Genomic DNA, 24,572 nt, shown 5'->3' on the forward strand with positions numbered 1-24,572 from the left:
TCAGCGGTTCGCCCGCCGGCCCGTGGAACACGGCCCGGCGTGGAACCGGCCATGACTCACCGACCATGACTCTTCGCGTCCACGCGCGTCCTTAGGTGGCTACCTCCATGTCCAAAACAGCCGACACCCGGCTCCCCGGCCCCGATACCCGGCTTCCGGATCCCAGTCGCTGGAAGGCCCTGGCCTTCATCGCCCTCGCCCAGCTGATGGTCGTGCTCGACGCGACCATCGTGAACATCGCCCTGCCTTCCGCCCAGACCGATCTGGGCATCTCGGAAGGCAACAAGCAGTGGGTGATCACCGCGTACGCGCTCGCCTTCGGCGGGCTGCTCCTCTTCGGCGGCCGCATAGCCGACCTCTGGGGACGCAAGCGCACCTTCGTGGTCGGCCTGCTCGGTTTCGCCGCGGCCTCCGCGCTCGGCGGTGCCGCCCAGGGCGAGGCCATGATGTTCGGTTCCCGCGCCCTGCAGGGTGTCTTCGGGGCCCTGCTCGCCCCGGCCGCCCTGTCCCTGCTCGCGGTGATGTTCACCGATGCCAAGGAGCGGGCCAAAGCGTTCGGCATCTACGGGGCCATCGCCGGTGGCGGTGGCGCGGTCGGCCTGATCCTGGGCGGTTTCCTCACCGAGTACCTGAACTGGCGCTGGACCTTCTTCGTGAACATCCCGTTCGCCGTGCTCGCCGCCGCGGGGGCCTACTTCGTCATCCGCGAGCCGGCCGGCAGCCGCAACCGTTCGCCGCTCGACATCCCGGGCGTCGTCCTGTCCACGCTGGGGCTCGTCTCCCTGGTGTACGGCTTCACCCGCGCCGAGTCGGCCGGCTGGTCGGACTCGCTGACCATCGGCACGTTCGTCGCCGCCGGTGTCCTGCTGCTGGCCTTCGTCGTCACCGAGTCACGGGTGAAGTCGCCGCTGCTGCCGCTGCGCGTCCTGACCGAGCGCAACCGTGGCGGGGTGTACCTCTCGCTGGGCCTGGCCGTCATCGCCATGTTCGGGCTCTTCCTCTTCCTGACGTACTACCTCCAGGTCGTCAAGGGATACTCGCCGGTCAAGACCGGGTTCGCGTTCCTGCCGATGATCGCGGGCATGATCACCGGGTCCACGCAGATCGGGACCCGGCTGATGACCAGGATCCCGCCCCGGCTGCTGATGGGCCCGGGCTTCCTGGTCGCCGCCGTCGGCATGCTGCTGCTGACACAGCTGGACGTCGACACCTCGTACGCGGCCGTCATCCTGCCCGGTCAGCTGCTGCTCGGCCTCGGTATGGGTACGGCGTTCATGCCCGCGATGTCGCTCGCGACGCACGGCATCGAACCGCGTGACGCCGGCGTGGCCTCGGCGATGGTGAACACCTCGCAGCAGGTCGGCGGAGCCATCGGTACGGCGCTGCTCAACACCATCGCCGCAGGCGCCACCACCGCCTACATCGCCGACCACGCCGCGGGTGCCGCCGACCCGGAGCTCCTGCAGCTGCAGGCGATGGTCAGCGGTTTCGCCACCGCGATCTGGTGGGCGGTCGGCATCCTGGTCGTCGCCTCGCTGGTCGCGGTGACGTTCATCAACACCGGGCGCCCCGGTGCCGGGCCGGCGGGCGGCCGGAGCGGAAGCGCGGACGGTGCCGAGGACGAGATCCGGATCCCGGTCGTCGCCCACTGACCGGCCCTCGGTGACGCCCCGGACCGCGTGAGATCTGCCCTGGTTCCGCTTCAGCGGAGCCAGGGCAGATCCGCGTCCGTGTCCTCGGGCTGCAACCCGGCGGCGATGACCCGCATGATCTCCCCGAGGCTGCGCACCTGGTCGGGGGTGAGACGGGCGAACATCGCGTGGCGGACGGCGTCCACGTGTCCGGGGGCCGATCGCGCGAGCATGGCGTAACCGTCGTCGGTCAGCACGGCGTTCTGCCCCCGTTTGTCGGAAGGGCAGTCCTCCCGGCGGACCCAGCCGTTCTTCTCCAGCCGGGCCACCGCGTGGGAGAGCCGGGAACGGGTGATCTTGGCATCCTTCGCCAGCTCCGTCATCCGCTTGCGGCGCCGGGGCGCCCGGGAGAGCTGGACGAGCAGTCCGTAGTAGATGTGCGGCATACCGGCATCACGCTGCAGCTGGCGGTCGAGATGGTCCTCCATGAGCGTGGTGGCGTGCAGATAAGCACTCCACACACTCTGTTCTTCGTCGGTGAGCCAGCCGGGCCCGCCGGTGGATGCCGTGGTCATGTACTCCACTGTACGACCTTTTCTTGAATGTTTAACTAAATAGAGCTAAGGTCTGCGGTAGTAGGACCTTGAATTTTCAAGGAAATAGCTTTCCGTCGTCCAGGACCCGTTCACCGAGCAGTCCACCGGATCCCGGTACACACCGCAGATGCCTGTGTCCGGCGCTCACGCGGGACGCTTGCATAGAACACATACCTTGATCGGCCGAGGAATGGGAGTGTCATGACTGTCAGCGCGGAACGCATGCCCGCCCTCTACCTCTCCCACGGCGCCCCTCCGCTCGCCGACGATCCGGTCTGGCCGGACGAACTGGCCGCCTGGGCGGCGGACCTTCCGCGCCCCAAGGCGATCCTGATGGTCTCCGCGCACTGGGAGGAGGCCCCGCTGGCCCTCGGAGCCACCGAGACCGTCCCCCTCGTCCACGACTTCTGGGGATTCCCCGAGCACTACTACCGTGTGCGGTACGCCGCTCCCGGTGCGCCACAGCTCGCGGACGACGTCCGCAAGCTGCTGCGCCGTGCCGGCACGCCGGTCCAGGACGTCCCCGGCCGCGGCCTCGACCACGGGGCGTATGTGCCGCTGGTCGAGATGTATCCGGACGCGCGCGTCCCGGTGCTGCAGATCTCCATGCCGACCCTGGACCCGCAGAAGCTGATGGACATCGGGCGCAGGCTCGCCCCGCTGCGGGACGAGGGTGTGCTGATCGTCGGGAGCGGGTTCTTCACGCACAACCTGGCTGCGCTCCGCCACGCCGGCGGTGGTGTTCCGGGCTGGTCGGCGGAGTTCGACGACTGGGGACACCGTGCCCTCGGGGCCCGGGACATCGACGCCCTGCTGGACTTCGAGCACAGGGCGCCGGCCGGAAGACTGGCCCACCCCCGGACCGAGCACTTCGCCCCCCTCTTCGTGACCCTGGGCGCTTCCGAGGCGGAACTGGACCAGGGGCGCAGTGTCATCGACGGCTTCTGGATGGGCCTGGCGAAACGCTCCCTCCAGTTCGGCTGATCCGAGGACACCCGGGCACCCGGGCTCTTGGCACCCGGGCCCGGCGCTCCGGCTCCCCGGGGCCGTTCCGGTGCCGGGCCTCGTCGTAGCGTGTGGCCTCCAGGAAAGGGGCGGCACCGTGAACACGTGGACCGAAGTGATCATCCGGCCGGGGACCGAGGCCGACCTCGAGGCGCTGACGGACATGTACAACGGGTACATCCGTACGACGGCGATAACCTTCGACACCGAACCCCTCACCGTCGAGGCGCGGCGCCCCTGGCTGCTGGCGCACCCGGAGACCGGTCCGCACCGGCTGCTCGTCGCCACGGTGCTCCAGGGCGAGGGGCGGGGCGAGCGGCTTCTGGGCTACGCGACGTCGGGCCCGTTCCGTCCCAAGGCGGCGTACTCCACCTCGGTCGAGGTCAGTGTCTACTGCGCCCCCGAGGCGGGCGGACGCGGCATCGGGACCCGGCTGTACGAAGCGCTGTTCGAGGCCCTGGAGGGCGAGGACGTGCACCGTGCGTACGCCGGCGTGACCATGCCCAACGAGGCATCCGTCCGTCTGCACGCCCGTTTCGGGTTCACGGCGGTCGGCATCTATCACGAGGTCGGCAGGAAGTTCGGCCGCTACCACGACGTCGCCTGGTTCGAGAAGCGCATCGGCTGAACCGTCCACGCTCCCGCGCCGTGCCCCGCGGACCGCCGGGCGTCACTCTCTGCGAGAGCGGCGGGAGCGGACCCGCAGAACGGGGGCCGCCGGTGAGCGTTCCGTGTGACCGGGGTCTCGCGGGGAAGAGGGAGAGCATCGGTGGCGAGGGCGGCCGTCCGGTCTCGAACCCGGTCCTGACCTGCGCTTCTGTGGGCATCTGTGCCATCTGTCCCACCGATGGGGCCGACAGGGTACTGCATGATCAGCAAATTGAATGGTCGGTGTGGGAATTCTGTCCGGATTCCAGTCGTTGTTTCCATCGGATGCAGGGCACCCGGAAGGGTGTCGCGACCTACTCAGCAAGGGAGCACGCATGGCAACCCGTGCCGTCGCCCGTCGTTCGTCCGCCTCCACCGGCGGGACCGACCGGGCAAGCAGTGTTCGCGCCGGGGGCGGGGAGATCGCCGATCGCGACCTGGTCGGCATGTACCTGGACGAAATCGCTCGTACCCCACTGCTCGACGCCGCCAGGGAGGTCGAGCTCTCGCAGACGATCGAGGCGGGCGTCTACGCCCAGCAGATACTCGACGGCGAGGTGGAGAGCGAAGCCGGCGGAGCGAAGCGTGAGGAACTGGAGGCGCTCGTCGCCCAGGGCGAGCGGGCGAAGGACGTTTTCATCCGTTCCAACCTCCGGCTCGTCGTTGCCGTGGCCCGGCGCTACCCGAGGGCCGGCCTGCCCCTGCTGGACCTGATCCAGGAGGGGAACGCGGGCCTGGTGCGCGCGGTCGAGAAGTTCGACTACGCCAAGGGCTTCAAGTTCTCCACCTATGCGACCTGGTGGATCCGGCAGGCGATCACCCGGTCGATCGCGGACCAGTCCCGGACCATCCGGCTCCCCGTGCACCTCGTCGAGGAGCTCGGCAGGATCCGCCGGGTGCAGCGCGAGTTCAACCGCGAGCACGGACGCGACCCCGAGCACGCGGAGATCGCCGAGGAGCTGGGTTCCAACGCCGAGCGCGTCGGCAACGTCCTCGACTGGGCCCGCGACCCGGTCAGCCTCAACATGTCCGTGGACGACGACGGTGACACCCAGTTCGGTGACCTGCTGGAGGACACCTCCGCAGTGTCGCCCGAGCAGTCCGTGATGACCCTGCTCCGCAGTGAGGAGCTGGAGGACCTGATCGGCAAGCTGGACAACCGCACCGCCTCCATCATCCGGATGCGTTACGGGATCGAGGACGGCCGCGAGCGGACCCTCACCGAAGTGGGCAAGCAGCACGGCCTCACGCGGGAGCGGATCCGCCAGATCGAGAAGCACGCACTGCTCGAATTGAAGAAGATGGCTCACGACACGGGCTTTGACGCTGCGGCGTGAGCCGATAACCCGTAATCTCCCCATCAAGCCGGTTCGCACCGGCGGACAACCGGTCCCGTGCCGGTTCCCCGAGCTGAGCCCCGGCGCCCACCCCCCCCCGGCGCCGGGGCTCACCCCTGTCCGCCTCGGCCCCGGCCCGGGGCGGAGGCGACGGCGCGGTCCAGGCGGGCGCCCAGGGACTCCAGGTGCTCCACCAGCTGAGGCGGTTCGTGCGCAACGAACTCGCAGCCCAGGGCGGCCAGCCGCAGGGCCACCCACTCCATGGCGTCGGTGGTGACGGTACGGAGCCGGCAGCTGTCCTCGCCCGTCGGCTCCACCGTGCCGATCGAGGCGGGCAGCCGTGCCGTCACGAAGCCCGCCGGTGCCCGGAAGGTCACCTCGACACGCAGTTCCTCCTGTTCCCACTTCATCGCCCGGACCAGCAGGCCGGCCGCGTCACCGCCGCCCCCGGGGAGTTCGCGAGGGCCGAACCGGGCGCCGGTGGCGAAGGGCTCACTCACCCGGTCGACCCGGAAGGTGCGCCAGTCCTCCCGCTCCAGGTCGTACGCCACCAGATACCAGCGGCTCCCCGTGCTCACCAGCCGGTACGGCTCCACCTGGCGCTTCGACTCGGCGCCCTCGCCCGAGCGGTAGCCGAAACGCAGCCGCTCGCAGGCGGTGACCGCGCCCGCGAGCGTCGTCAGGACACCCGGATCGATCATCGGACCGTCGCCGCGTGTGAGCGCCGATGTGGCGTGCTGCAGGGAGGAGACCCGGTGCCGCAGGCGCGACGGCAGCACCTGCTCCAGCTTGGCCAGGGCCCGTACGGAGGCCTCGTCCATCCCTTCGATGGCGTGCCCGGCGCCTGCCCGGAGCCCCACGGCGATCGCCACCGCCTCCTCGTCGTCCAGCAGCAGCGGCGGCATCGCGGCGCCCGCCACCAGGCGGTATCCGCCGACCGAACCGCGCGACGCCTCGACCGGGTAGCCGAGGCCGCGGAGCCGGTCGATGTCGCGGCGAATGGTCCGCGCACTGACATCGAGCCGCTCGGCGAGTTCGCTGCCCGGCCACTCGCGTGGAGTCTGGAGGAGTGACAGCAGGGTCAGCAGCCGTGCCGGGGTGTTGGTCATGGAACCAGGATGAGGCCCCATCAGGTCAGAAACAGGCCTGATGGATCTTCCACCTCGCACACTGCCGTCCGCCGGCCCTCTGCCGTGCCGGGCTCGTCGGCCCTTGTGCTGCGCCAGGCGTCGTCGGCCTCGCGAAGCCGCGCCGGGGCCCGACGGCCCGGGGCCCGCCGGTCCGGGCCCGAGTGCCCGCCGGTTCGGTCCGGGGGCCTGCGGAGCGGCGCCTCTCCAGGGCTGCCCCGGGGTCAGCAGATCTGGGTGCGGGCCTCCATGGCCAGCCGGGCGGCCTGCTCGTCGGTGTACACCTCGCACATGTGGCGGCCGTCCGGGGTGGCGGTGTGCTCCACCTCCCACAGGCTCGTCTCGCTGCCGTCCAGCAGCAGGAACGCGTGCTCGTAGAGGGTGAATCCCGCGTCCCGGCCGTCGATCCGGCACTGGCGTCCGAGGATCTGGGTGATGTGGTGGGCGAACGCGGCGCGCAGCAGTCCCGCCGTCTCGGCCCCCGGCCGGTCGCCGTTCTCCGCGCGGCGCAGCACCCGGCGGGCGTGGTCCGCCGAGTTGTCCGGCGCGTACATGCGGGGGAGCGGGGCCGGGGGAACGGCCGACAGGAGGGTGAGGATCTCCATGTCGTCCCGCGCGTTCTCGTCGGTGAGGGCCCGTGTGTCCCAGAAGCTGCCGGACAGCCGGGCGGCGGCGACCTGGGCGTCGCCCTCGTCGTCGTACAGCTCGTGGCGGCGGGGTGCCTCCGCGTCCCGGCCGCCGCTGTGCACCAGCTCCCACAGGGTGAGCGCGGAGCCGTCGGAGAGCAGGTAGGTGTGCCGGTACGTCTCGCGGTGGAGGGCGGCACTGTGGTGGGACGAGTGCAGCGCACTGCTGTGCGCCAGTGCCGTCCCGAGACGTTCGATGGTGTGGTCGGACAGGTCGAAGGAGTTGAGGGCGCATCGCAGGAGTCGCTCGAGGTGCTGCTCGGTTGTCTCGTACGGATCGCTCAAGGTGCTGTCTCCAGGCCGTCGCCGCGCGTTACTCGATGCGTGCATAACGTAGTCCCTGGGTCCGACATCGTGACCGGGGTTCGCGAAAAACGTACCGCCCGGGTGAAAAGTTCCCGCCCTCAGGGAGTGCCGGGATGATGATCGTCCCGGCTCCCGTAGAGCTCGCTATAGGAGGGGAATGTTCCGCCCGGGCCCTCTGCTCCACGGGCGGCCCGGATCGCCTTGACGACAGCTCTGGCCAGGACGTCCGCGCCCGCCGCCAGGATGTCGTTCATCGCGGCCGTGGGCTCCGGCGGCAGCGGGCGGGCGCCGGTGGCCAGGGCGAAGACGGTGTCCCCGTCGGTCAGCAGATGCACCGGACGGACGGCGCGCGCCAGTCCGTCGTGCGCCGTGCCCGCCAGCTTCTGCGCCTGGGCGCGGGTCAGTCCGGCGTCCGTGGCGACGACCGCGAGCGTGGTGTTGAAGGGGCCGTCGCCGCGCGCCTCCCGCAGCCGGGCCAGCCGCCGGAGCGCGGCTTCGCGCGTCGCGCGGCCGGGTGGTGACGAAGGCTCGGCGGTGCCGTACTCGCCGTACAGGATCCCGGTCCGCGGATCGACGACCGAGCCGGCCGCGTTGACGACGGCCAGCGCGGCGACCGTCGTCCCGGACGCCAGCCTCCGGCTCGCCGTGCCGACCCCGCCCTTGAGGTCTCCGGCGACCGCGCCCGTGCCCGCCCCGACCGAGCCCTCGGCGACCGGGTGGCCCGCCCCGGAAGCGGCGGCGGCCTCCACGGCGGCCCGCCCGGTCGAGGCGTCGGGGCGGGCCCGCCAGTCGCCGCCCCGCCCCAGGTCGAAGAGGCACGCGGCCGGCACGACGGGGACGACCCGGCCGGGCTCCGCCCCGACCGGGACCCCGCGTCCCTGTTCCTCCAGCCAGGCCGTCACCCCGGACGCCGCGTCCAGGCCGAACGCGCTTCCACCGGTGAGCACGACGGCGTCCACCCGCTGCACCAGGTTCCGTGGGTCGAGCGCGTCCGTCTCCCTGGTGCCCGGGCCGCCGCCGCGTACGTCGACGGCGGCCACGGCCCCGCCCTCGGGCGCGAGCACCACGGTGGTCCCGCTCAGCGCCAGGCCGCCGGGTACGCGGGCGTGGCCGACCCGGATGCCGGCCACGTCGGTCAGGGCGTCCAGCGGACCGGCGGCGGACAGGTCGTCGGGCATCGTGTGCTCCTCGGTCGCGTACGGCGGCGGGCGGGGAAAGGCGGTCGGGTGTCACGCGGCGCGGTGACGGCCTGTCCGTCCCCCGGCGAACGTACAGCGGACCGCGGGGGCCGGGGGAGTGCGGCGGCGGCCCCGGTGCGACGGGCCGCCCGCGTCGGGGCCGCCTGCGCCCGCGTCGTGGCCCGGCAGGCGCCCACAGGAGAGGCCGCTCGACAAGCGGGTCTGTGCCGTGCGGGCGACGCGCCCACCCTCTCAGTGCGCAAAAAGGGACTAAGTGCATTATCCGGACCTACGGTGGCTGGGTGACCGAGCCACCAGAAGCGCCTGCCGCAGCCGAGCAGCCCGATCCCGGCGCCCGTACCGGGCCGCCCACGCACGGCCCCGGAGACGGGTGGCGGAGCCGGGGTTCCGCCCTCGCCACGAGAGCCGTCGACGCCCTTCCGCGGTCCGTCAAGGGCCGGGCCACCCTGGCCGGCGCCGTCGTGTCCGCCCTGCTGATCCTCGCCATCGTGTTCGGCAGCCGGATGCTGCACAACTTCGACTCCGCCCTGCTGCCCTATGCCGTGGCCAGCGTCTTCCTCGCCTTCGGCGTCGCCTACCGCTACACGGTCTGGGTGTCGGCGCCCGGAGCCCGGCGGCTCTTCGTCAACGGCTGGCGCAGCTTCTTCTCGGCCGACAACTTCCGCCGGGCCCCCACGGCGCTGCCGAAGATGATCGCGACCTACCTGGGCTTCCAGAAGTTCCTCGGTGCCAGGTCACACGCCCGGTGGGCGGCCCACCAGCTGATCTTCTGGGGCTGTGTCCTCGCCGCGCTGATCACCTTCCCCCTCACCTGGGGCTGGTTCACCTTCACCTCCGGCACCGGCTCGGGACCGGGTTACGAGATGAGGATCTGGGGATTCAAGATCCTCGGATTCGACTCCCTGGACTTCGTCGGCTGGGTGATGTTCCACGGCCTGGACCTGGCCGCCGTCCTGGTGATCCCGGGCGCCGCCTACTTCCTGTGGCGCCGGATGAAGGACCGCGGGGCGATGACGGGACAGCGCTTCGCCTACGACATGGTGCCGCTGCTCGCGCTGATCATCATCTCGGTGACCGGCCTGCTGCTCACCTTCTCGTCGATCTTCCTGCACGGCGGCGGTTACGAGTTCCTCGCGATCCTGCACATGGTGTCGGTGGTCTTCACGCTCATCTACATCCCGTTCGGGAAGTTCTTCCATATCGTGCAGCGGCCGGCCGCGGTCGGCATGCAGCTCTTCAAGTACACGGCGCGGCAGGGCGACGAGATCTTCGCCTGCCGGCGCTGCGGGGAACCCATCGACACCGGGCCCTACGTCGAGAACCTGCGCGGCACCATGCGCGACCTCGAACTCGGTTTCGACCAATGGGCCGAATACTGCCCGCGCTGCAAGCGGGTGCTGCGGGGCAGCGCCTATCTCACCCAGGTCAAGAAGGGCTTTCAGTGACCGCGGATCCACACGCAGTCGACCGCCGTACGCTCCTCCCCCTCGATCCGTCCCTCACTCCGCCGGGGACCGGCGGCTTCCGGGACGCGGGCGGGATCCCGGCGGACCGGTGGCACGCCGACCAGCACGGCGAAACGCTCGTCCCCACCCACTGCTGCTTCTGCGGTGTCCAGTGCGGCATGTATCTGCGCGTCGACCGGGGCGGCAAGGTCTTCGGAGTGGAGCCCCGCAACCACGACATCAACCGCATGCGGCTCTGCCCCAAGGGTGTCAACGCCTACCAGCAGGTCAACCACCCCGACCGGCTGACCGCCCCGCTCATGCGCCGCTCGCGCGACGAGGAACTGCGCGAGGTCTCCTGGGACGAGGCGCTCGACTTCACGGTCTCCGAGATCAGGCGCATCCAGGAGGCCCACGGCAACGACGCCTTCGGCGTGCTCGGCGGCGCCAGCCTGTTCACCGAGAAAAGCTACCTGGTCGGCAAGTTCGCCAGGGTGGCGGTCAGGACCCGGCATGTCGACTACAACGGCCGGCTGTGCATGGTCAGCGCGGCAGGCGCCAACAAACTGGCCTTCAACATCGACCGGGCCGGCAACCCGTTCGCCGACATCCTGCTCACCGACTGCCTGCTGCTGGCCGGAGCCAACGTCGGGGAGTGCTTCCCCGTGCTCACCCAGTACGTCTGGGGGGCGCGGGACCGCGGTGCCACCCTGATCGTGGTCGACCCGAGGGAGACGGCGGTGGCCCGCACCGCCGACATCCACGTCGCCCTCAAGTCGGGCACCGACTCGGCCTTCTTCAACTCCGTGCTGAACGTGGTGATCGAGGAAGGCCTCACCGACGAGGACTTCCTCGCCGCCCACGCGACCGGCTGGGAGGAGGTCAAGGCCAACGCCGCGCACTACCCGCCGTCCCGCGCCGCCGAGATCTGCGGGATCCCCGCGGAGCAGATCGTCCAGGTGGCACGCGCCTTCGCGCGGGCGCCCAAGGCCATGGCCTTCCACGCCCGGGGCATCGAGCACCACACCCAGGGCGTCGAGAACTGCCTCACCGTGATCAACCTGTGCACCGCCACCGGGCATCTCGGCAAGCCCGGGGCCGGCTACGGCACCCTCACCGGCCAGGGGAACGGCCAGGGGGGCCGCGAGCACGGCCAGAAGGCCGACCTCCTCCCCGGGGGCCGCTCCATCCTCAACGAGGAGCACCGCCGGCAGATCTGCGAGATCTGGGGCATCGAGGAGTCGGAGCTCCCGGCCGCAGGGACGTCGATGATGGAGATGGTCTGGCAGATGCAGCGCCGCGAGATCCGCGGGCTCATCGGCATCTGCAACAACCCCTTCGTCTCCCTCCCCAACTACTCCGTCGTCAAGGACGGGTACGACAGCACCGAGTTCCACGCGCAGTTCGACTTCTTCCTCTCCGAGACGGCGGCCAACGCGCACGTCGTCTTCCCCGTCACCATCTGGGCCGAGGACGAGGGCGTGATGGCCAACGCGGAGGCGCGCGTCGTCAAGCACAACAAGGCCCAGGAGCCTCCGGCCGGTGTGCGGACCGACACCTGGGTGATGTGCGAACTGGCCCGGCGCCTCGGCGCCGGGGACAAGTTCGCCTTCGGCGGTTCCCGCGACGTCTTCGAGGAACTCCGCAGGGCCTCCGCGGGCACGATCATCGACTACTCCGGGATCACCTACGAGCGGCTCGAGGAGACCGGCGGGATCGTCTGGCCGTGCCCCTCCACCGACCATCCGGGCACCCCCCGCCTGTTCGAGGACGGCACGACCTACCACACCGACGGCAAGGTCCACATGCAGGTCGTCGAATGGCACCCGCCGGCGGATCCGTACGACGAGGAGCACCCGATGACGCTCACCACCGGGCGTACCGTCGCCCACTTCCTGTCCGGCAACCAGACCCGGAGGCTGGGGGCCCTGGTCGAGCAGACCCCGCGCCCCTGGGCGGAGGTCCACCCCTCCCACGGCTTCCGCAACGGCGAGCCCGTCCGTGTCGTCACCCGGCGCGGCAGCGAGGTGTTCCCCGCCCTGGTGACCGAGGCGATCCGGCCCGACACCGTGTTCATCCCGTACCACTGGCCCGTCCCCACTGCGGCGAACGCGCTGACCATCGACGCGCTCGACCCCCGCTCCAAGATCCCCGAGTACAAGGTCTGCGCCTGCCGCATCGAGCACGCCGAAAGCATCGACGAGGTCCCCGCGCCACCGGTCGCCCCCGGCCACGTCGCCTACCCCGAGACCCAGGTCTCCCGGACCGACCCGCTGCCGCCCACGGCCCCGCAGGGCCGCGGCACCTCGGAGAGGAGCTGATGCCCGGATGATGGGCAGAACGATGTTCATCGACCCGGGGCGCTGCATCGGCTGCCAGGCCTGTGTCTCCGCCTGCCGGGAATGCGACTCCCACCGGGGCAAGTCGATGATCCACCTCGACTACCCCGACGAGGGGCACAGCGTCGCTTCCCTCCCCACGGTCTGCATGCACTGCGAGGACCCCGTCGCCCCGTGCGCCGAGGTGTGCCCGGCCGACGCGATCCTGGTGACGGCCGACGGGGTGGTGCAGGAGGCCGACACCACCCGCTGCATCGGGTGCGCCAACTGCGTCAACGCCTGCCCCTTCGGCGTACCCAAGATCGATCTCCAGGCGAAGCTCCAGCTGAAGTGCAACCTCTGCTACGACCGCACCGCCTACGGGCTCGCCCCCATGTGTGCCACGGTCTGCCCCACCGGTGCCCTGTACTACGGCACCGTCGAGGAACTCCAGGCCGAGCGGCCGGGTGTGCAGGTCGCCGACACCTTCGTCTTCGGCGAGAGCGAGGTCCGGACCGGGGTGGCCATGGTCGTGCCCGCGGAGCGGGTCCGGTGGCCGGTGCCCGGCGGGCTTCCCGTCGTCGAGATCAACGGGAAGGACGTCCGCCGATGAGCGTCACCGAACAGCCCCAGCCGGGCGGCGACGGCACCGCCACCGACGGTGGAGGCGCCGACGGAGACGCCAGGGAAGCCCTCCACGACAGGATCGCCGCCGACTCCCTGACCACCCGGCGTGACTATCTCCGGATCGTCACCACGGTCTCCGGCGGTCTCGCGGTGGGCGGCCTGGGCGTGGCGGGCGGAATCCTCCACCGCCACGGTGACACGGACGACGGCAAGGCACCCGCCCCGAAGCGGATCGCCGCCGGACTGCTGCCCGGGGAGTCCCTCGCGTTCCGCTACCCCGGGGACGAGGACCGGGCGGTCGCCGTACGCATGGACGACGGCACCCTGGTCGGCTATTCCGCCGTCTGTACCCATCTGGCCTGCGCCGTGCTCTGGCGCAAGGACCGGGGCACGGAGGGGGAGCTCTACTGCCCGTGCCACGAAGGCGTCTTCGACGCCCGCACCGGAGCCGTCACGGCCGGACCACCGCCCAGAGGACTGCCCAAGGTGGTCCTGACCGAACTGGACGACGGCAGCATCTGGGCCGTGGGCACCACCCGGTCCGAGGAGAGCGTCGAGGCGGGGCTGTGCCGCCAGCTCGCCGATGACCGCCCCGATCTCGCAGCCCGGATCGGATGTCCGGGGACCGGGGGCGGAGCCGAGGCCCCACCAGGACCCGGACAGTCCGGCACCACCCCGGGGAGCCGGACATGACCGAGCCCCTGGAACCCGCCGAACCGCCGCGGCCTCCCACCTACCACCCCGGGAGCGCCCACGCCGAACTGAACCGCCCCGTCCACGAGCGCTACCCCCAGATCCGCCCCACCAGCGGCTACGGCGATCCGCGGGTGCGCCACACAGGCCCCGGCCCCGGCGCCGGAACCGAACAGGAACCCGAACGCTCCTCCAAGCTGACGGCCAGGCTGGTGCTGGCGCTGAGTGTGGTCGTCGGACAGCTGTGGGGGCTGACGGTGATCGTCGACGAGTGGATGGAGGGCAACACCGGCACGGCCTGGTGGGGAGCGGGCTTCCTGTGCCTGTCGTTCCTCGCCGTCCTGGGCCTGTGGGCGCTCGACCCGAAGGACCGCTGAACACCCTCGTATCCTGGAGGTATGAGTACCGCCCCCGCCCATGGCCCGCGAGACCCGAAGCCGTCGCGGCAGGAACCGCGGCAGGAGCCCGGGCCGAAGCCCGCTCTGGTCTTCGACGATCCGCTGGACCGGCAGTCCACGGACGACACGGACCAGGGGTGGGGTGAGCGGGCTCCGGCCGGCAACAGCGCGGCCGACCTGGCGCGCTTCCTCGACGAGAAGCCGCCGCACCACATCTGACCACCCCTGGGCCGTGCTCAGCGGCCACGGGACACCGCCACGACGAGCCGCCCGGACGCGCCCGCCCCCGCCAGGGCCGCAGCGGTCCGGCGCTCCACGGCGAGGACCACCAGCGCACCGTCCTCCACGCGGGCACCGTCCGGGGCCGCCGGGTCGGCCGGCCCCGGCACATCCGCCACCCGTACGTCCTCGGCGACCAGCCGGGCCTTCGCGTCCGACCCGCTCGCCGCTATCACGTCGACGCGGTCGCCCGGCCGCAACAGCCCGACCGTGGCGGCGTCGGCGATCCGCACCGGGGCGGACACCAGCCGGGAGGGCTGCCGCTCGGGGTGCCGGGCGGCCTGCGCGGCGGCCACCGGCCGCTGCTCCGGCGAAGACCCGGACCCGCCTGCCCCGGACCCGCCTGCCCCGGTCACGGCGAGCACCGCGCAGCACATCGCGAACCCCGCCGCCGTCGCGCGGCGCGAGCCCCGGACCGCTCGCCGCACCCGGCCCCCGCCGCGCACCCTCAGAGGGGCGAAGAGCGGGATCCCGAGAGGCGCGGGAGGCGCCGGACGCGTATCGGGCACCGAGGGGAACACGGGCCATCACCACCTGCCGTGAGAGACGTACACAGGAACGTCCTCACCATGCCGCGGCCCCGGGAATCCCGCCGGGGCCTGTGGACAGCCGCCCCGATGTGGACAACTCCACCGCCCGCACGGGTGGACGGCGCCCGGCCGGTGGCATCCGGCCGGTGACGCCCGGCCAGGCAGTGCGCCCCCGTGCGTGCCGCGGGAAGTACGGGCCCGTGCCACCGGCAGGAGACCCCTGTGGCACGGGCCGCACAGGCCGCACGCCCCCACGCCGCACCACCGGTAGCAGGTTCCCCGCGCCGCACCACTGGCCGCAGGTTCCCCGCGCCGCACCACCGGTAGCAGGCTCCCGCGCCGCACGTCCCGCACGGCGTCAGGGCAGCTCGACCCCGGTGTCGATGCCGTCCAGCGCGTGCGCGCAGCCACAGGTGCGGTCCTCGGTCGCGGGAAGCTGTGCGACCGCGTCGAAGAGCACCGAACGGAGCCGGCCGACATTGGCGGCGAACACCGCCAGCACCTCCTCGTGGCTGACGCCCTCGCCCGCCTCCGCACCCGCGTCCAGATCGGTGACCAGCGTCATCGTCGAGTAGCAGAGGCCCAGTTCACGCGCCAGCACCGCCTCCGGGTGCCCCGTCATCCCGACCACCGACCAGCCCATCGCCGCGTGCCAGCGGGACTCCGCGCGGGTGGAGAAACGGGGCCCCTCCACGACGACCAGGGTGCCGCCGTCGACCGGCTGCCAGTCACGCCCGCGCGCCGCCGCGAGCGCCGCCTCGCGGCCTCGGGGGCAGTACGGGTCGGCGAAACCGAGGTGCACCACGTTGGACCGGACCCCGTCCGCCCGGACCTCACCGTCGTAGTACGTCTGCGTACGGGACTTGGTGCGGTCCACCAGCTGGTCGGGCACGAGCAGGGTGCCCGGACCGTATTCGGGGCGCAGTCCGCCGACGGCACACGGGCCGAGCACCTGGCGTACGCCCACCGAACGCAGGGCCCACAGGTTGGCGCGGTAGTTGATGCGGTGCGGGGGGAGATGGTGGCCGCGGCCGTGCCGGGGGAGGAACGCCACCCGCCTGCCCGCCAGTTCACCCAGGAAGAGCGAGTCACTGGGCGCTCCGTACGGGGTGTCCACCCGGACCTCGGTCACCTCCTCCAGGAAGGAGTAGAAGCCCGATCCGCCGATGACACCGATGTCCGCTGTGGCCGCTTCCGCATTCATCATGCGGTCACACTATCGGGGCGACAGGAGCGGCGGACATGCCGAGGCGCGACGAGGACCCCGCCGGTGCGATCGGATGATCGCACCGGCGGGGTCCTCGTGAAGCCATGGGGCGTTCGTCCGTCCCGGTGGGGCCTCAGGCGGCGGACGTACCGCTCGTGGAACTCGGGGAACTCGACGCCGAGGAGGCCGAAGCGGCGGGCTTCGACTCCGCACCCGACGAGGCCGGGGTGGACGAGGAACCGGACGCCTTCGCGGGCGACGTGGCCGGCGTGCTGCTCGACGAGGAGCCGCGGCTGTCGTTCCGGTAGAAACCGGAGCCCTTGAAGACGATACCGACCGCAGAGAACACCTTCTTGAGGCGTCCGTCGCAGTTCGGGCACACGGTCAGGGCATCATCGGTGAACTTCTGCACCGCCTCGAGGCCCTCGCCGCATTCGGTGCACTGGTACTGATAGGTCGGCACTTGCTCCTCCTGGCACTCTCACTCAATGAGTGCTAACGACGCTCCATACTGACGTATTCCGCGCCGTCAGTCCACCGTGACCGGCTCGCGGTGACCGATCCCACGTGCCACGGCCCCGTCCCGGTGCGGCGGTACCAGCCGTGAACGCAGGCTCAGCAGGGTCACCAGGGCCAGCGCCGTCCCGGCCAGCGGCACCAGGAAACCGGTGCTCGCCCCATGCGCGTCGGCGAGCTGCCCGGCCACCGTGACGGCCGCCGCCTGGCCGAGGGCCACCGCGCCCGTCAGCCAGGTGAAGGCCTCCGTCCTGGCGGACCCCGGCACCAGGGCGTCGACCAGGGTGTAGCCGCTGATCAGCGCGGGCGCGATGCAGAGGCCCACCAACAGGCCGAGCCCGGCCAGCAGGGGGATGGAGCCGACCGCCCAGAGCCCGGACGCGGTCAGGGTCAGGGCCACGTACCCGGCGATCAGCCGGCGGCGCGGACCGCTCTTCCACGCGATGGCCCCGCAGGCGATCCCGGCTAGCATGTTGCCCGCCGCGAAGACGCCGTACAGGAGCCCGTTCATGCCCGGATGCCCGGCCTCCTCGGCGAACGCGGTCAGCGAGACCTGCATGCCGCCGAAGACGGACCCGATGCCGAGGAAGGCGACCGCGAGGACCCGGACCCCCGGCACCGACAGCGCCGACCGGTGCGGTGCCGCGGACGCCGAGGTCCTGCGGGGTGTGGGCTGGGTCGCGCGCCGTGCGGCGAAGACGACGCCGCCGGCCAGGGTGAGCACGCCTTCGGCGACCAGTCCGGCCGCCGGATGCACGCCGGTGCACAGCGCCGTGGCGATCACCGGCCCGAGGACGAAGGTGAACTCGTCCGTCACGGACTCGAACGCGGCGGCGGTCCCCAGCAGCGGGGACGCCTTGCGCCCCGGCGCGGCGCCCAGCAGCTCCGCCCAGCGCGCCCGGACCATCGGTCCTATCTGCGGGATCGAGGCGCCGGTGGGCACAGCGGCCAGGAAGAGCGCCCACAGGGGCGCTCCGGCCAGCGCCAGCGCGGTGAGCGTGCCGACGGACACGGCGTGCACCAGCACGCCGGGCAGGAGCACCGCACGCTGGCCGAAACGGTCGGCGAGCCGGCCGCTCTGCGGTCCGAACAGTGCCATCGAGACGCCGGAGACGGCCGCGACGGCGCCCGCGCTGCCGTACGAACCGGTGGTGTGCTGCACCAGGAGCACGATGCTGATGGTCAGCATCGCGAAGGGCTGCCGGGCGGCGAAGCCCGGGACCAGGAAGGTCCACGCACCCGGGGTGCGCAGCAACTGCCCGTAACCGGGGCGGTCGGAGACCGTGGACGCCACGGTCCATGCCTTTCTGCCGCCTGGTGGCCGTGCTCCCGGGGCGATCCGCACCGGGGTGCGGGGGCCGTGCGGAAGCTGCCGAGAGCTGTCCTCTTCGCGCGGGACTGCGGTAGATGCCGGGCGGCCCGCTCCGGGGCGGGAAGGCGCCACGACCGCCATACGGTCGCGCCAGCTCTGCGTCAGGCAGAGTTGGTCGATCACGTCAGATCGAGTCGATCAGGTGTAACAAGACCCGATGTTACAGGCAGGTGTCCATGTCCTCTCCGGGTCGCGGACCGGTACCCGCAGCCCGTCGCGGGTGACGCCCGCACCCGGCCCCGAACGGGCACCCGCGCCCCACCGCGGGTGATGCCCGCGCCCGTCGGGGACGGACGCCCGGCCCTGCGAGGGCCGGGCATCCGGTCGTCGGTGACCCGGTGACCCGGTGACCCGGTGGCCCGGTGACCCGGTGGCCCGGTGGCCCGGCGGCCCGGCGGTCCGGTGGTCAGCGGCGGGCCGGCGTGTTCCCCGTCCGGCCCTCGTCGGATCCCGACCTGCCCAGCTTCTTGGCGAGCTTCACCACATGGGGGACGTCCACGAGGGGCGTGGCCTCCTGGCCCGCGGTCCCGCCCGTCCCCAGCCAGCCCGCCAGCTTGCCGCCCTCGGCGACCGCCCGCAGTCGTGCCTCCGCGGCGTCGCGTACCGGATCGGTCGCGACGACCAGCAGTTCGTCCCCGCGCCGGAGCACGGTGGAGGGCGCGGGCACGAAGCTCTTGCCGTCGCGTACGACGAGGGTGACGGCCGCTCCGGCTGGCAGGCGCAGTTCGCCGACCTCCACGCCGTGCATCTTCGACTTCCCCGGCACCGAGACGGACAGCAGATGTCCGCGCAGCCGCTCCAGCGGCGCCGACTCGATGCCCAGGTCGGATGCCTCGGACGGGTCGTCGCCGATCCTGAGCGCCTTCGCCAGCCAGGGCAGGGTCGGTCCCTGGATCAGGGTGTAGACGATGACCAGTACGAAGACGATGTTGAAGACCCGGGTGCTGCCCTCGATGCCGGACACCATGGGGATGGTCGCCAGGATGATGGGGACGGCGCCGCGCAGTCCCGCCCAGGACATCAGCGCCTTCTCCCGCCGCGGCAGGCGGAACGGCGCGAGGCTGATGAAGACCGACAGCGGCCGGGCGACGGCGGTGAGGACCAGGCCCACCACCACGGCGGGCCAGAAGTCGTCGATCAGGTCGTGCGGGGTGACCAGGAGGCCGAGCAGGACGAACATCCCGATCTGGGCCAGCCAGCCCAGCCCGTCGGCGAAGCCCCGGGTGGCCGGCCAGTGCGGCAGCTTGGAGTTGCCGAGGACCATCGCGGCCAGGTAGACGGCGAGGAACCCGCTGCCGTGCGCCATGGCACCCGCCGCGTAGGCGGACACCGCGATGGCCATCACGGCGATCGGGTAGAGCCCGGACGCGGGCAGTGCCACGTGCCGCAGTCCGAAGGAGCCGAGCCAGCCCACCGCGAGGCCGATGGCCGCGCCGATGGCCAGCTCCAGGGCTATCTCGCCGACCAGTACGTACCAGTGCTCGACGGGGCCGACGGCGGAGAAGGCGACCACCAGGATGACGACGGGGGCGTCGTTGAACCCGGACTCGGCCTCCAGCACGCCGGTGATGCGGGAGGGCAGCGGCACCTTGCGCAGGACGGAGAAGACGGCCGCGGCGTCGGTGGAGGAGACGACGGCCCCGATGATCAGCGCCTGCCGCCATTCCAGGCCGACGAGGTAGTGCGCGGCGGCCGCGGTGACGCCCACGCTGATGCCCACGCCGACGGTGGACAGCACGGCCGCCGCCGGGAGGGCCGGGCGCACCTCTTTCCACTTCGTGCCCAGACCGCCCTCGGCGAGGATGACGACCAGGGCGGCGTAGCCGATCACCTGGGTCAGCTCGGCGTTGTCGAACTTGATGTCGAAGAGGCCGTCCTGTCCCAGGGCGATGCCGATGCCCAGGTAGAGCAGCAGGCTGGGGAGCCCGCTGCGGGACGAGACGCGTACCGCGGCCACGGCGACCAGCAGGACGAGCGAGCAGGCGAGCAGAAGTTCGTTGAGCGCGTGGACAGTCAGGGTCCGTTCCTTCCCTGCGTACGCCTCCCGGATCGGCCTCCGGCGGCCAGTACTTCGTTACCTTACCTAATCTTTAACGCTTTCTTGACGCCTTTGTGTGTTCCTACGAGGGCTGCGCAAATGGATGCATCTCCATACCGCGTCCGAGTGACCTGGGCGGGGCGCCTATGGTTGCTCCTGCACTCCCAGGACCACCCTGCCCCTCGAAGGACAGCGATGCCCGCCAACACAACCGCCCCTTCCGGTGCTTCCGATGCGAAGAAATCCGGCAGGAAGAAGGGGCGACGCGCTCGCCTGCTCGTGATCGTCCTGGTGCTGGCGCTCGTCGCGGGTGTCGGCTACGGGGGGTACTGGGCCGTGTCCACGGTCCGCGCGTCGTACCCGCAGACCACCGGCACCCTCGAACTCAAGGGCCTCACCGGTGACGTCGAGGTCAAACGCGACGGCTACGGCATCCCGCAGATCTACGCGGACACCGACGCCGACCTCTTCCGCGCGCAGGGCTTCGTGCAGGCGCAGGACCGCTTCTGGGAGATGGACGTCCGCCGGCACATGACGTCCGGGCGGCTCTCCGAGATGTTCGGTTCCGGACAGGTCGAGACGGACGCCTTCCTGCGCACCCTGGGCTGGCACCGGGTCGCGCAGAAGGAGTACGACGAGGTCCTGAACGAGGAGACCAAGAAGAACCTCCAGGCGTACGCGGAGGGCGTGAACGCGTATCTGGAGGGCAAGGACGGCAAGGACATCTCCGTCGAGTACGCGGCGCTCGGCCTGACCAACGACTACGCGCCCACCGAGTGGACCCCGGTCGACTCGGTCGCCTGGCTGAAGGCCATGGCCTGGGACCTGCGCGGCAACATGCAGGACGAGATCGACCGCTCGCTGCTGACCAGCAGGCTCGACGAAAAGCAGATCGAGGACCTGTACCCGGACTACCCGTTCGACAAGAACAAGCCGATCGTCGAACAGGGCGCCGTCTCCCCGGTCACCGGGGAGTTCGACCCGGACGCCCAGCCCTCGGACGGCATCGGGTCCCAGACCCCGCAGGGTGCGACCCAGGGGCTGAACACCCAGCTCGCGGCCCTCTCCGACACGCTGGACGAGATCCCGGCACTGCTCGGCCCCAACGGCAACGGCATCGGCTCGAACTCCTGGGTGATCTCCGGCGAGCACACCACCACCGGGGACCCGCTGCTGGCCAACGACCCGCACCTGGCGCCGATGCTGCCCTCGCTCTGGTACCAGATGGGGCTGCACTGCCGTGAGGTCTCCGAGACCTGCGGATACGACACCGCCGGGTACACCTTCTCGGGCATGCCCGGTGTGATCATCGGCCACAACCAGGACATCGCCTGGGGCTTCACCAACCTCGGCGCCGACGTCACCGACCTCTTCCTGGAGAAGGTCTCGGCCGACGGATACCAGTACGACAACAAGACCCGGCCCTTCGTCACCCGTGAGGAGACCATCAAGGTCGCCGGCGGCAGGAGCCGGAAGATCACCGTCCGGGAGACCAACAACGGCCCCCTGATCTCCGACCGCAGCGCCGAACTGGAGAAGGTCGGCAAGAGGGCCCCGGTCACCAACTCGGCCCCCGACCGGGGCGACGGCTACGCGGTCGCGCTGAAGTGGACCGCGCTGGAGCCCGGCAAGTCCATGGACGCCGTGTTCGAGCTCAACCGGGCCAAGGACTTCAAGAGTTTCCGGGCCGCGGCCGCGCACTTCGAGGTGCCCTCGCAGAACCTCGTCTACGCCGACACGGAGGGCCACATCGGCTACCAGGCGCCCGGCAGGATCCCGGTCCGCCTCAAGGGCGACGGCACGATGCCGAGCCCCGGCTGGTCCTCCGAGTACGGCTGGGAGGAGGAGCCCGTCCCCTTCGAGGAACTGCCCTACGAGTACGACCCGGAGCGGGGTTACATCGTCACCGCCAACCAGGCGGTCATCGACGACACCTACGACCACATGCTCACCAAGGACTGGGGCTACGGCGCCCGCAGCCAGCGGATCAACGACCTGATCCAGAAGAAGATCGACGGCGGGGAGAAGATCTCCACCGACGACATGCAGTCGATGCAGATGGACAACCAGAGCGCGATCGCCGCCGAGCTGGTGCCGGAGCTCAAGAAGATCACCATCAAGGACCAGAGCGTCCGCGAGGCCCAGAAGCTGCTGGAGGGCTGGGACTACACCCAGGAGCCCGACTCCGCGGCGGCCGCCTACTTCAACGGCGTCTGGCGCAACATCCTCAAGCTGGCCTTCGGCAACAAGCTCCCCAAGGAGCTCCGGGCCGAGGGCGACTGCATCTACGTGAAGCCCGCGGTGGCCACCGGTCCGGTGGACGAGCAGAACAAGCTGGTGCGCGAATGCGGCCAGCGGGACCCCGACTCGGCGCAGCCGGACGGCGGCGACCGCTGGTACGAGGTCGTCGGGTCCATCCTCGACGACCAGGACAACGACTGGTGGAAGGTGCCCGCCCAGGGGCGCGAGGAAGCCATCGACACCCGTGACCAGCTCTTCGCGCGCGCCATGGAGGACGCCCGCTGGGAGCTGACCGCCGAACTCGGCAAGGACATCACCACCTGGAGCTGGGGCCGGCTGCACCAGCTGACCCTGCGCAACCAGACGCTCGGCAAGGAGGGGCCCGGCCTGCTGCAGCGGGCGCTCAACCGGGGCCCGTGGCACCTCGGCGGCGGCGAGGCCGCGGTCAACGCGACCGGCTGGAACGCGGCGGGCGGCTACGACGTCATCTGGGTCCCCTCGATGCGGATGGTCGTCAACGTGGGCGAGTGGGACAAGTCCCGCTGGATCAACCTCACCGGTGCCTCCGGGCACGCGTTCAGCGCCCACTACACCGACCAGACCGACAAGTGGGTCGACGGGGAACTGCTCGACTGGTCCTACGGGAAGGACGCAGTGGACGGGTCGACGGTCGACACCCTGACGCTCAAGAAGCCGTAGGCGCGCTTCCCCGGCCGGGGCCCCCTTCCTGACCGGGATCCCCTTCCCGGCCCGGGTCCCCTTTCTGGCCGCAGGGAAGATCCCGGCCGGGGAAGCGCCGTACTCCGGCCGGTGTGACCACGGCGTGCACGGGGTGGTCGTGCGGCTCCTCCGGGACCCGTGCGACCACCTCGTCGTCGTACAGCAGGACGACCAGGGCCGGGTGGGCCCCGGCGGCAGCGAGCCGGGCCAGTACCCGGTCGTAGCTGCCGCCGCCGCGGCCCAGCCGCATGCCCCGGCGGTCCACGGCGAGTCCGGGCAGCAGGACCGCCCCGGCCGCCAGCACGGCCCCGGGCCCCAGACGCGCCCCGTCGGGCTCCAGCAGTCCGCGGCCGGCGGGGACGAGGTGCCCGGCACCCTCGTAGAGCGCCCAGTCCAGGTCGTTGTCGGCCATGAGGACCGGCAGCAGGACCCGCACGCCCCGGGCGCGCAGCCCGTCCAGCAGGGCGTGGGTGCCCGGCTCGCGCCCCACGGAGACGTAGGCGGCCACCGTCCGCGCGGCGGTCAGTTCCGGGAGGGCCGAGGCCGTCCGGGCGAGGACCTCGGCCGTGTCCCTGACCTGCTGCGAGGTCAGCAGCCTGCGGGCGGCCAGCAGTTCGCGCCGCAAGAGAGCCTTTCGCGACATGTCATCGTTCAAGGGGTTTCCGCATACCTCTCATATGGTCTTCCACGGGGACGAAGTTAACCGGACGCTCACCTTCCGCCCATACGCAGCGGTTACAGTTCTGCGCATGACTCAGTCGCGCCCCAGGATCAGCAAGGCTGTCATCCCAGCCGCTGGTCTCGGCACCCGGTTCCTGCCGGCAACCAAGGCCACTCCCAAGGAGATGCTGCCTGTCGTCGACAAGCCCGCGATCCAGTATGTGGTGGAAGAAGCGGTCGCCGCGGGCCTCTCCGACGTACTGATGATCACCGGCCGGAACAAGCGTCCCCTGGAGGACCACTTCGACCGGAACTACGAGCTGGAATCGGCGCTGACGCGCAAGGGGGACGGCGAACGGCTCTCCAGGGTCCAGGAGTCCAGCGACCTGGCCACCATGCACTACGTCCGCCAGGGCGACCCGCGCGGCCTCGGCCACGCAGTCCTGTGCGCCGCACCGCACGTGGGCGACCAGCCCTTCGCGGTCCTCCTGGGTGACGACCTGATCGACCCGCGCGACCCGTTGCTCGCCCGCATGATCGAGGTGCAGGAGCGGGAGGGCGGCAGCGTCGTGGCCCTCATGGAGGTCGAGCCGGAGCAGATCCACCTGTACGGCTGCGCGGCCGTCGACGGGGCCACCGACGGCGATGTCGTCCGTGTCACGGGCCTGGTGGAGAAGCCCGACCCCGCGGAGGCGCCCAGCAACCTCGCCATCATCGGCCGTTACGTCCTGGGCCCCGAGATCTTCGGGATACTGCGCCGGACCGAGCCGGGCCGCGGCGGCGAGATCCAGCTCACCGACGCCCTCCAGATGCTCGCCGAGAACGAGGACGCGGGCGGCCCGGTGCACGGTGTCGTCTTCAAGGGGCGCCGCTACGACACCGGCGACCGTGGCGATTATCTCCGTGCCATCGTCAGACTGGCGTGCGAACGTGAGGACCTGGGGCCGGACTTCCGGACCTGGTTGCGCAGTTACGTCAGCGAGGAGTTGTAAC

The 24,572-nt window shown here is 71.2% G+C and carries 22 protein-coding genes; 12 read left to right on the plus strand and 10 right to left on the minus strand.

The genetic code is table 11. The features are described from left to right. The first annotated feature begins 107 nt into the window (after positions 1-107). Complete coding sequence (locus CP967_RS20005) at positions 108-1,652, plus strand: MFS transporter (protein WP_150489277.1); 1,545 nt, start codon at positions 108-110, stop codon at positions 1,650-1,652. A 50-nt stretch (positions 1,653-1,702) separates the two neighbouring features. Here CP967_RS20005 and CP967_RS20010 read toward each other — a convergent pair whose 3' ends face one another. Next, positions 1,703-2,215 (minus strand): MarR family winged helix-turn-helix transcriptional regulator, encoded by a 513-nt coding sequence (locus tag CP967_RS20010; protein ID WP_190175092.1) that lies wholly within the window; start codon positions 2,213-2,215, stop codon positions 1,703-1,705. Between the two features lie 213 nt (positions 2,216-2,428). On the opposite strand from CP967_RS20010, the gene CP967_RS20015 reads away from it, so the two are divergent. The 3 genes from CP967_RS20015 to CP967_RS20025 all read left to right on the plus strand — a co-directional run bounded on the left by CP967_RS20015 (position 2,429) and on the right by CP967_RS20025 (position 5,217). Further along, complete coding sequence (locus CP967_RS20015; protein WP_150489279.1) at positions 2,429-3,211, plus strand: dioxygenase family protein; 783 nt, start codon at positions 2,429-2,431, stop codon at positions 3,209-3,211. Between the two features lie 118 nt (positions 3,212-3,329). Continuing rightward, positions 3,330-3,860: a GNAT family N-acetyltransferase gene (locus tag CP967_RS20020; protein ID WP_150489280.1), complete on the plus strand. Its 531-nt coding sequence runs from the start codon at positions 3,330-3,332 to the stop codon at positions 3,858-3,860. 355 nt (positions 3,861-4,215) lie between these two features. After that, positions 4,216-5,217 (plus strand): sigma-70 family RNA polymerase sigma factor, encoded by a 1,002-nt coding sequence (locus CP967_RS20025; protein ID WP_150489281.1) that lies wholly within the window; start codon positions 4,216-4,218, stop codon positions 5,215-5,217. Between the two features lie 110 nt (positions 5,218-5,327). On the opposite strand, the gene CP967_RS20030 is transcribed toward CP967_RS20025, so the two are convergent. The 3 genes from CP967_RS20030 to CP967_RS20040 all read right to left on the minus strand — a co-directional run bounded on the left by CP967_RS20030 (position 5,328) and on the right by CP967_RS20040 (position 8,514). After that, complete coding sequence (locus CP967_RS20030) at positions 5,328-6,326, minus strand: helix-turn-helix transcriptional regulator (RefSeq protein WP_150489282.1); 999 nt, start codon at positions 6,324-6,326, stop codon at positions 5,328-5,330. A 242-nt stretch (positions 6,327-6,568) separates the two neighbouring features. After that, the gene (locus CP967_RS20035) at positions 6,569-7,315 is read right to left on the minus strand and encodes a DUF6227 family protein (RefSeq protein WP_150489283.1); all 747 of its coding nucleotides are present in this window, start codon (positions 7,313-7,315) and stop codon (positions 6,569-6,571) included. 119 nt (positions 7,316-7,434) lie between these two features. After that, positions 7,435-8,514, minus strand: coding sequence for a P1 family peptidase (locus CP967_RS20040; RefSeq protein WP_150489284.1), 1,080 nt, complete (start codon positions 8,512-8,514; stop codon positions 7,435-7,437). A 302-nt stretch (positions 8,515-8,816) separates the two neighbouring features. On the opposite strand from CP967_RS20040, the gene CP967_RS20045 reads away from it, so the two are divergent. Genes CP967_RS20045 through CP967_RS20070 form a run of 6 tightly spaced genes read left to right on the plus strand, consistent with a single transcriptional unit; the run spans position 8,817 to position 14,235 of the window. After that, positions 8,817-9,980: an MFS transporter gene (locus CP967_RS20045; RefSeq protein WP_150489285.1), complete on the plus strand. Its 1,164-nt coding sequence runs from the start codon at positions 8,817-8,819 to the stop codon at positions 9,978-9,980. After that, on the plus strand, positions 9,977-12,301 hold the full coding sequence (locus CP967_RS20050; protein ID WP_150489286.1) for a molybdopterin oxidoreductase family protein: 2,325 nt from the start codon (positions 9,977-9,979) through the stop codon (positions 12,299-12,301). Before CP967_RS20045 ends, CP967_RS20050 begins: the two co-directional genes overlap by 4 nt. A 7-nt stretch (positions 12,302-12,308) precedes the next feature. Beyond that, entirely contained in the window at positions 12,309-12,911 is a 603-nt protein-coding gene (locus CP967_RS20055; protein WP_150489287.1) for a 4Fe-4S dicluster domain-containing protein, read from the plus strand. Further along, positions 12,908-13,618: a QcrA and Rieske domain-containing protein gene (locus CP967_RS20060; protein ID WP_150489288.1), complete on the plus strand. Its 711-nt coding sequence runs from the start codon at positions 12,908-12,910 to the stop codon at positions 13,616-13,618. The genes CP967_RS20055 and CP967_RS20060 overlap by 4 nt, the downstream gene beginning before the upstream one ends. Continuing rightward, entirely contained in the window at positions 13,615-13,995 is a 381-nt protein-coding gene (locus CP967_RS20065) for a hypothetical protein (RefSeq protein WP_150489289.1), read from the plus strand. The genes CP967_RS20060 and CP967_RS20065 overlap by 4 nt, the downstream gene beginning before the upstream one ends. Before the next feature lie 21 nt (positions 13,996-14,016). Then, the gene (locus CP967_RS20070) at positions 14,017-14,235 is read left to right on the plus strand and encodes a hypothetical protein (protein ID WP_150489290.1); all 219 of its coding nucleotides are present in this window, start codon (positions 14,017-14,019) and stop codon (positions 14,233-14,235) included. A 17-nt stretch (positions 14,236-14,252) separates the two neighbouring features. On the opposite strand, the gene CP967_RS35460 is transcribed toward CP967_RS20070, so the two are convergent. From CP967_RS35460 to CP967_RS20095, 5 genes are all read right to left on the minus strand, one after another. Beyond that, on the minus strand, positions 14,253-14,816 hold the full coding sequence (locus tag CP967_RS35460; RefSeq protein ID WP_150489291.1) for an RcpC/CpaB family pilus assembly protein: 564 nt from the start codon (positions 14,814-14,816) through the stop codon (positions 14,253-14,255). A 367-nt stretch (positions 14,817-15,183) separates the two neighbouring features. Then, the gene (locus CP967_RS20080) at positions 15,184-16,032 is read right to left on the minus strand and encodes an S-methyl-5'-thioadenosine phosphorylase (RefSeq protein ID WP_150489292.1); all 849 of its coding nucleotides are present in this window, start codon (positions 16,030-16,032) and stop codon (positions 15,184-15,186) included. A 133-nt stretch (positions 16,033-16,165) separates the two neighbouring features. After that, positions 16,166-16,495, minus strand: a complete 330-nt coding sequence (locus CP967_RS20085; RefSeq protein ID WP_150489293.1) for an FmdB family zinc ribbon protein — start codon at positions 16,493-16,495, stop codon at positions 16,166-16,168. 66 nt (positions 16,496-16,561) lie between these two features. Further along, a complete protein-coding gene (locus CP967_RS20090) occupies positions 16,562-17,842 on the minus strand; it encodes an MFS transporter (RefSeq protein WP_150489294.1) in 1,281 nt (426 codons plus the stop codon). Positions 17,843-18,326: 484 nt separating this feature from the next. Further along, positions 18,327-19,877: a potassium/proton antiporter gene (locus CP967_RS20095; RefSeq protein ID WP_229888393.1), complete on the minus strand. Its 1,551-nt coding sequence runs from the start codon at positions 19,875-19,877 to the stop codon at positions 18,327-18,329. Between the two features lie 276 nt (positions 19,878-20,153). Between CP967_RS20095 and CP967_RS20100 the strand changes: the two genes are divergently transcribed. After that, entirely contained in the window at positions 20,154-22,898 is a 2,745-nt protein-coding gene (locus tag CP967_RS20100; RefSeq protein ID WP_150489296.1) for a penicillin acylase family protein, read from the plus strand. On the opposite strand, the gene CP967_RS20105 is transcribed toward CP967_RS20100, so the two are convergent. Next, positions 22,885-23,562 (minus strand): 5-formyltetrahydrofolate cyclo-ligase, encoded by a 678-nt coding sequence (locus CP967_RS20105; RefSeq protein ID WP_150489297.1) that lies wholly within the window; start codon positions 23,560-23,562, stop codon positions 22,885-22,887. The two genes, CP967_RS20100 and CP967_RS20105, sit on opposite strands and share 14 nt — an antisense overlap. Before the next feature lie 106 nt (positions 23,563-23,668). Here CP967_RS20105 and galU point away from each other — a divergent pair, with 106 nt between their 5' ends. Further along, on the plus strand, positions 23,669-24,571 hold the full coding sequence (gene galU / locus CP967_RS20110; RefSeq protein WP_150489298.1) for a UTP--glucose-1-phosphate uridylyltransferase GalU: 903 nt from the start codon (positions 23,669-23,671) through the stop codon (positions 24,569-24,571). Position 24,572: the final 1 nt, after the last annotated feature.

Source organism: Streptomyces nitrosporeus (assembly GCF_008704555.1).
Taxonomy (GTDB): domain Bacteria; phylum Actinomycetota; class Actinomycetes; order Streptomycetales; family Streptomycetaceae; genus Streptomyces; species Streptomyces nitrosporeus.

Bases quoted from the DNA above. Each gene is read 5' to 3' on its own strand.
- CP967_RS20005 (WP_150489277.1), top strand. From the start codon at position 108: ATGTCCAAAACAGCCGACACCCGGCTCCCCGGCCCCGATACCCGGCTT.
- CP967_RS20015 (WP_150489279.1), top strand. From the start codon at position 2,429: ATGACTGTCAGCGCGGAACGCATGCCCGCCCTCTACCTCTCCCACGGC.
- CP967_RS20025 (WP_150489281.1), top strand. From the start codon at position 4,216: ATGGCAACCCGTGCCGTCGCCCGTCGTTCGTCCGCCTCCACCGGCGGG.
- CP967_RS20030 (WP_150489282.1), bottom strand. From the start codon at position 6,326: ATGACCAACACCCCGGCACGGCTGCTGACCCTGCTGTCACTCCTCCAG.
- CP967_RS20040 (WP_150489284.1), bottom strand. From the start codon at position 8,514: ATGCCCGACGACCTGTCCGCCGCCGGTCCGCTGGACGCCCTGACCGAC.
- CP967_RS20055 (WP_150489287.1), top strand. From the start codon at position 12,309: ATGATGGGCAGAACGATGTTCATCGACCCGGGGCGCTGCATCGGCTGC.
- CP967_RS20060 (WP_150489288.1), top strand. From the start codon at position 12,908: ATGAGCGTCACCGAACAGCCCCAGCCGGGCGGCGACGGCACCGCCACC.
- CP967_RS20065 (WP_150489289.1), top strand. From the start codon at position 13,615: ATGACCGAGCCCCTGGAACCCGCCGAACCGCCGCGGCCTCCCACCTAC.
- CP967_RS20070 (WP_150489290.1), top strand. From the start codon at position 14,017: ATGAGTACCGCCCCCGCCCATGGCCCGCGAGACCCGAAGCCGTCGCGG.
- CP967_RS20080 (WP_150489292.1), bottom strand. From the start codon at position 16,032: ATGATGAATGCGGAAGCGGCCACAGCGGACATCGGTGTCATCGGCGGA.
- CP967_RS20100 (WP_150489296.1), top strand. From the start codon at position 20,154: ATGCCCGCCAACACAACCGCCCCTTCCGGTGCTTCCGATGCGAAGAAA.
- CP967_RS20105 (WP_150489297.1), bottom strand. From the start codon at position 23,562: ATGTCGCGAAAGGCTCTCTTGCGGCGCGAACTGCTGGCCGCCCGCAGG.
- galU (WP_150489298.1), top strand. From the start codon at position 23,669: ATGACTCAGTCGCGCCCCAGGATCAGCAAGGCTGTCATCCCAGCCGCT.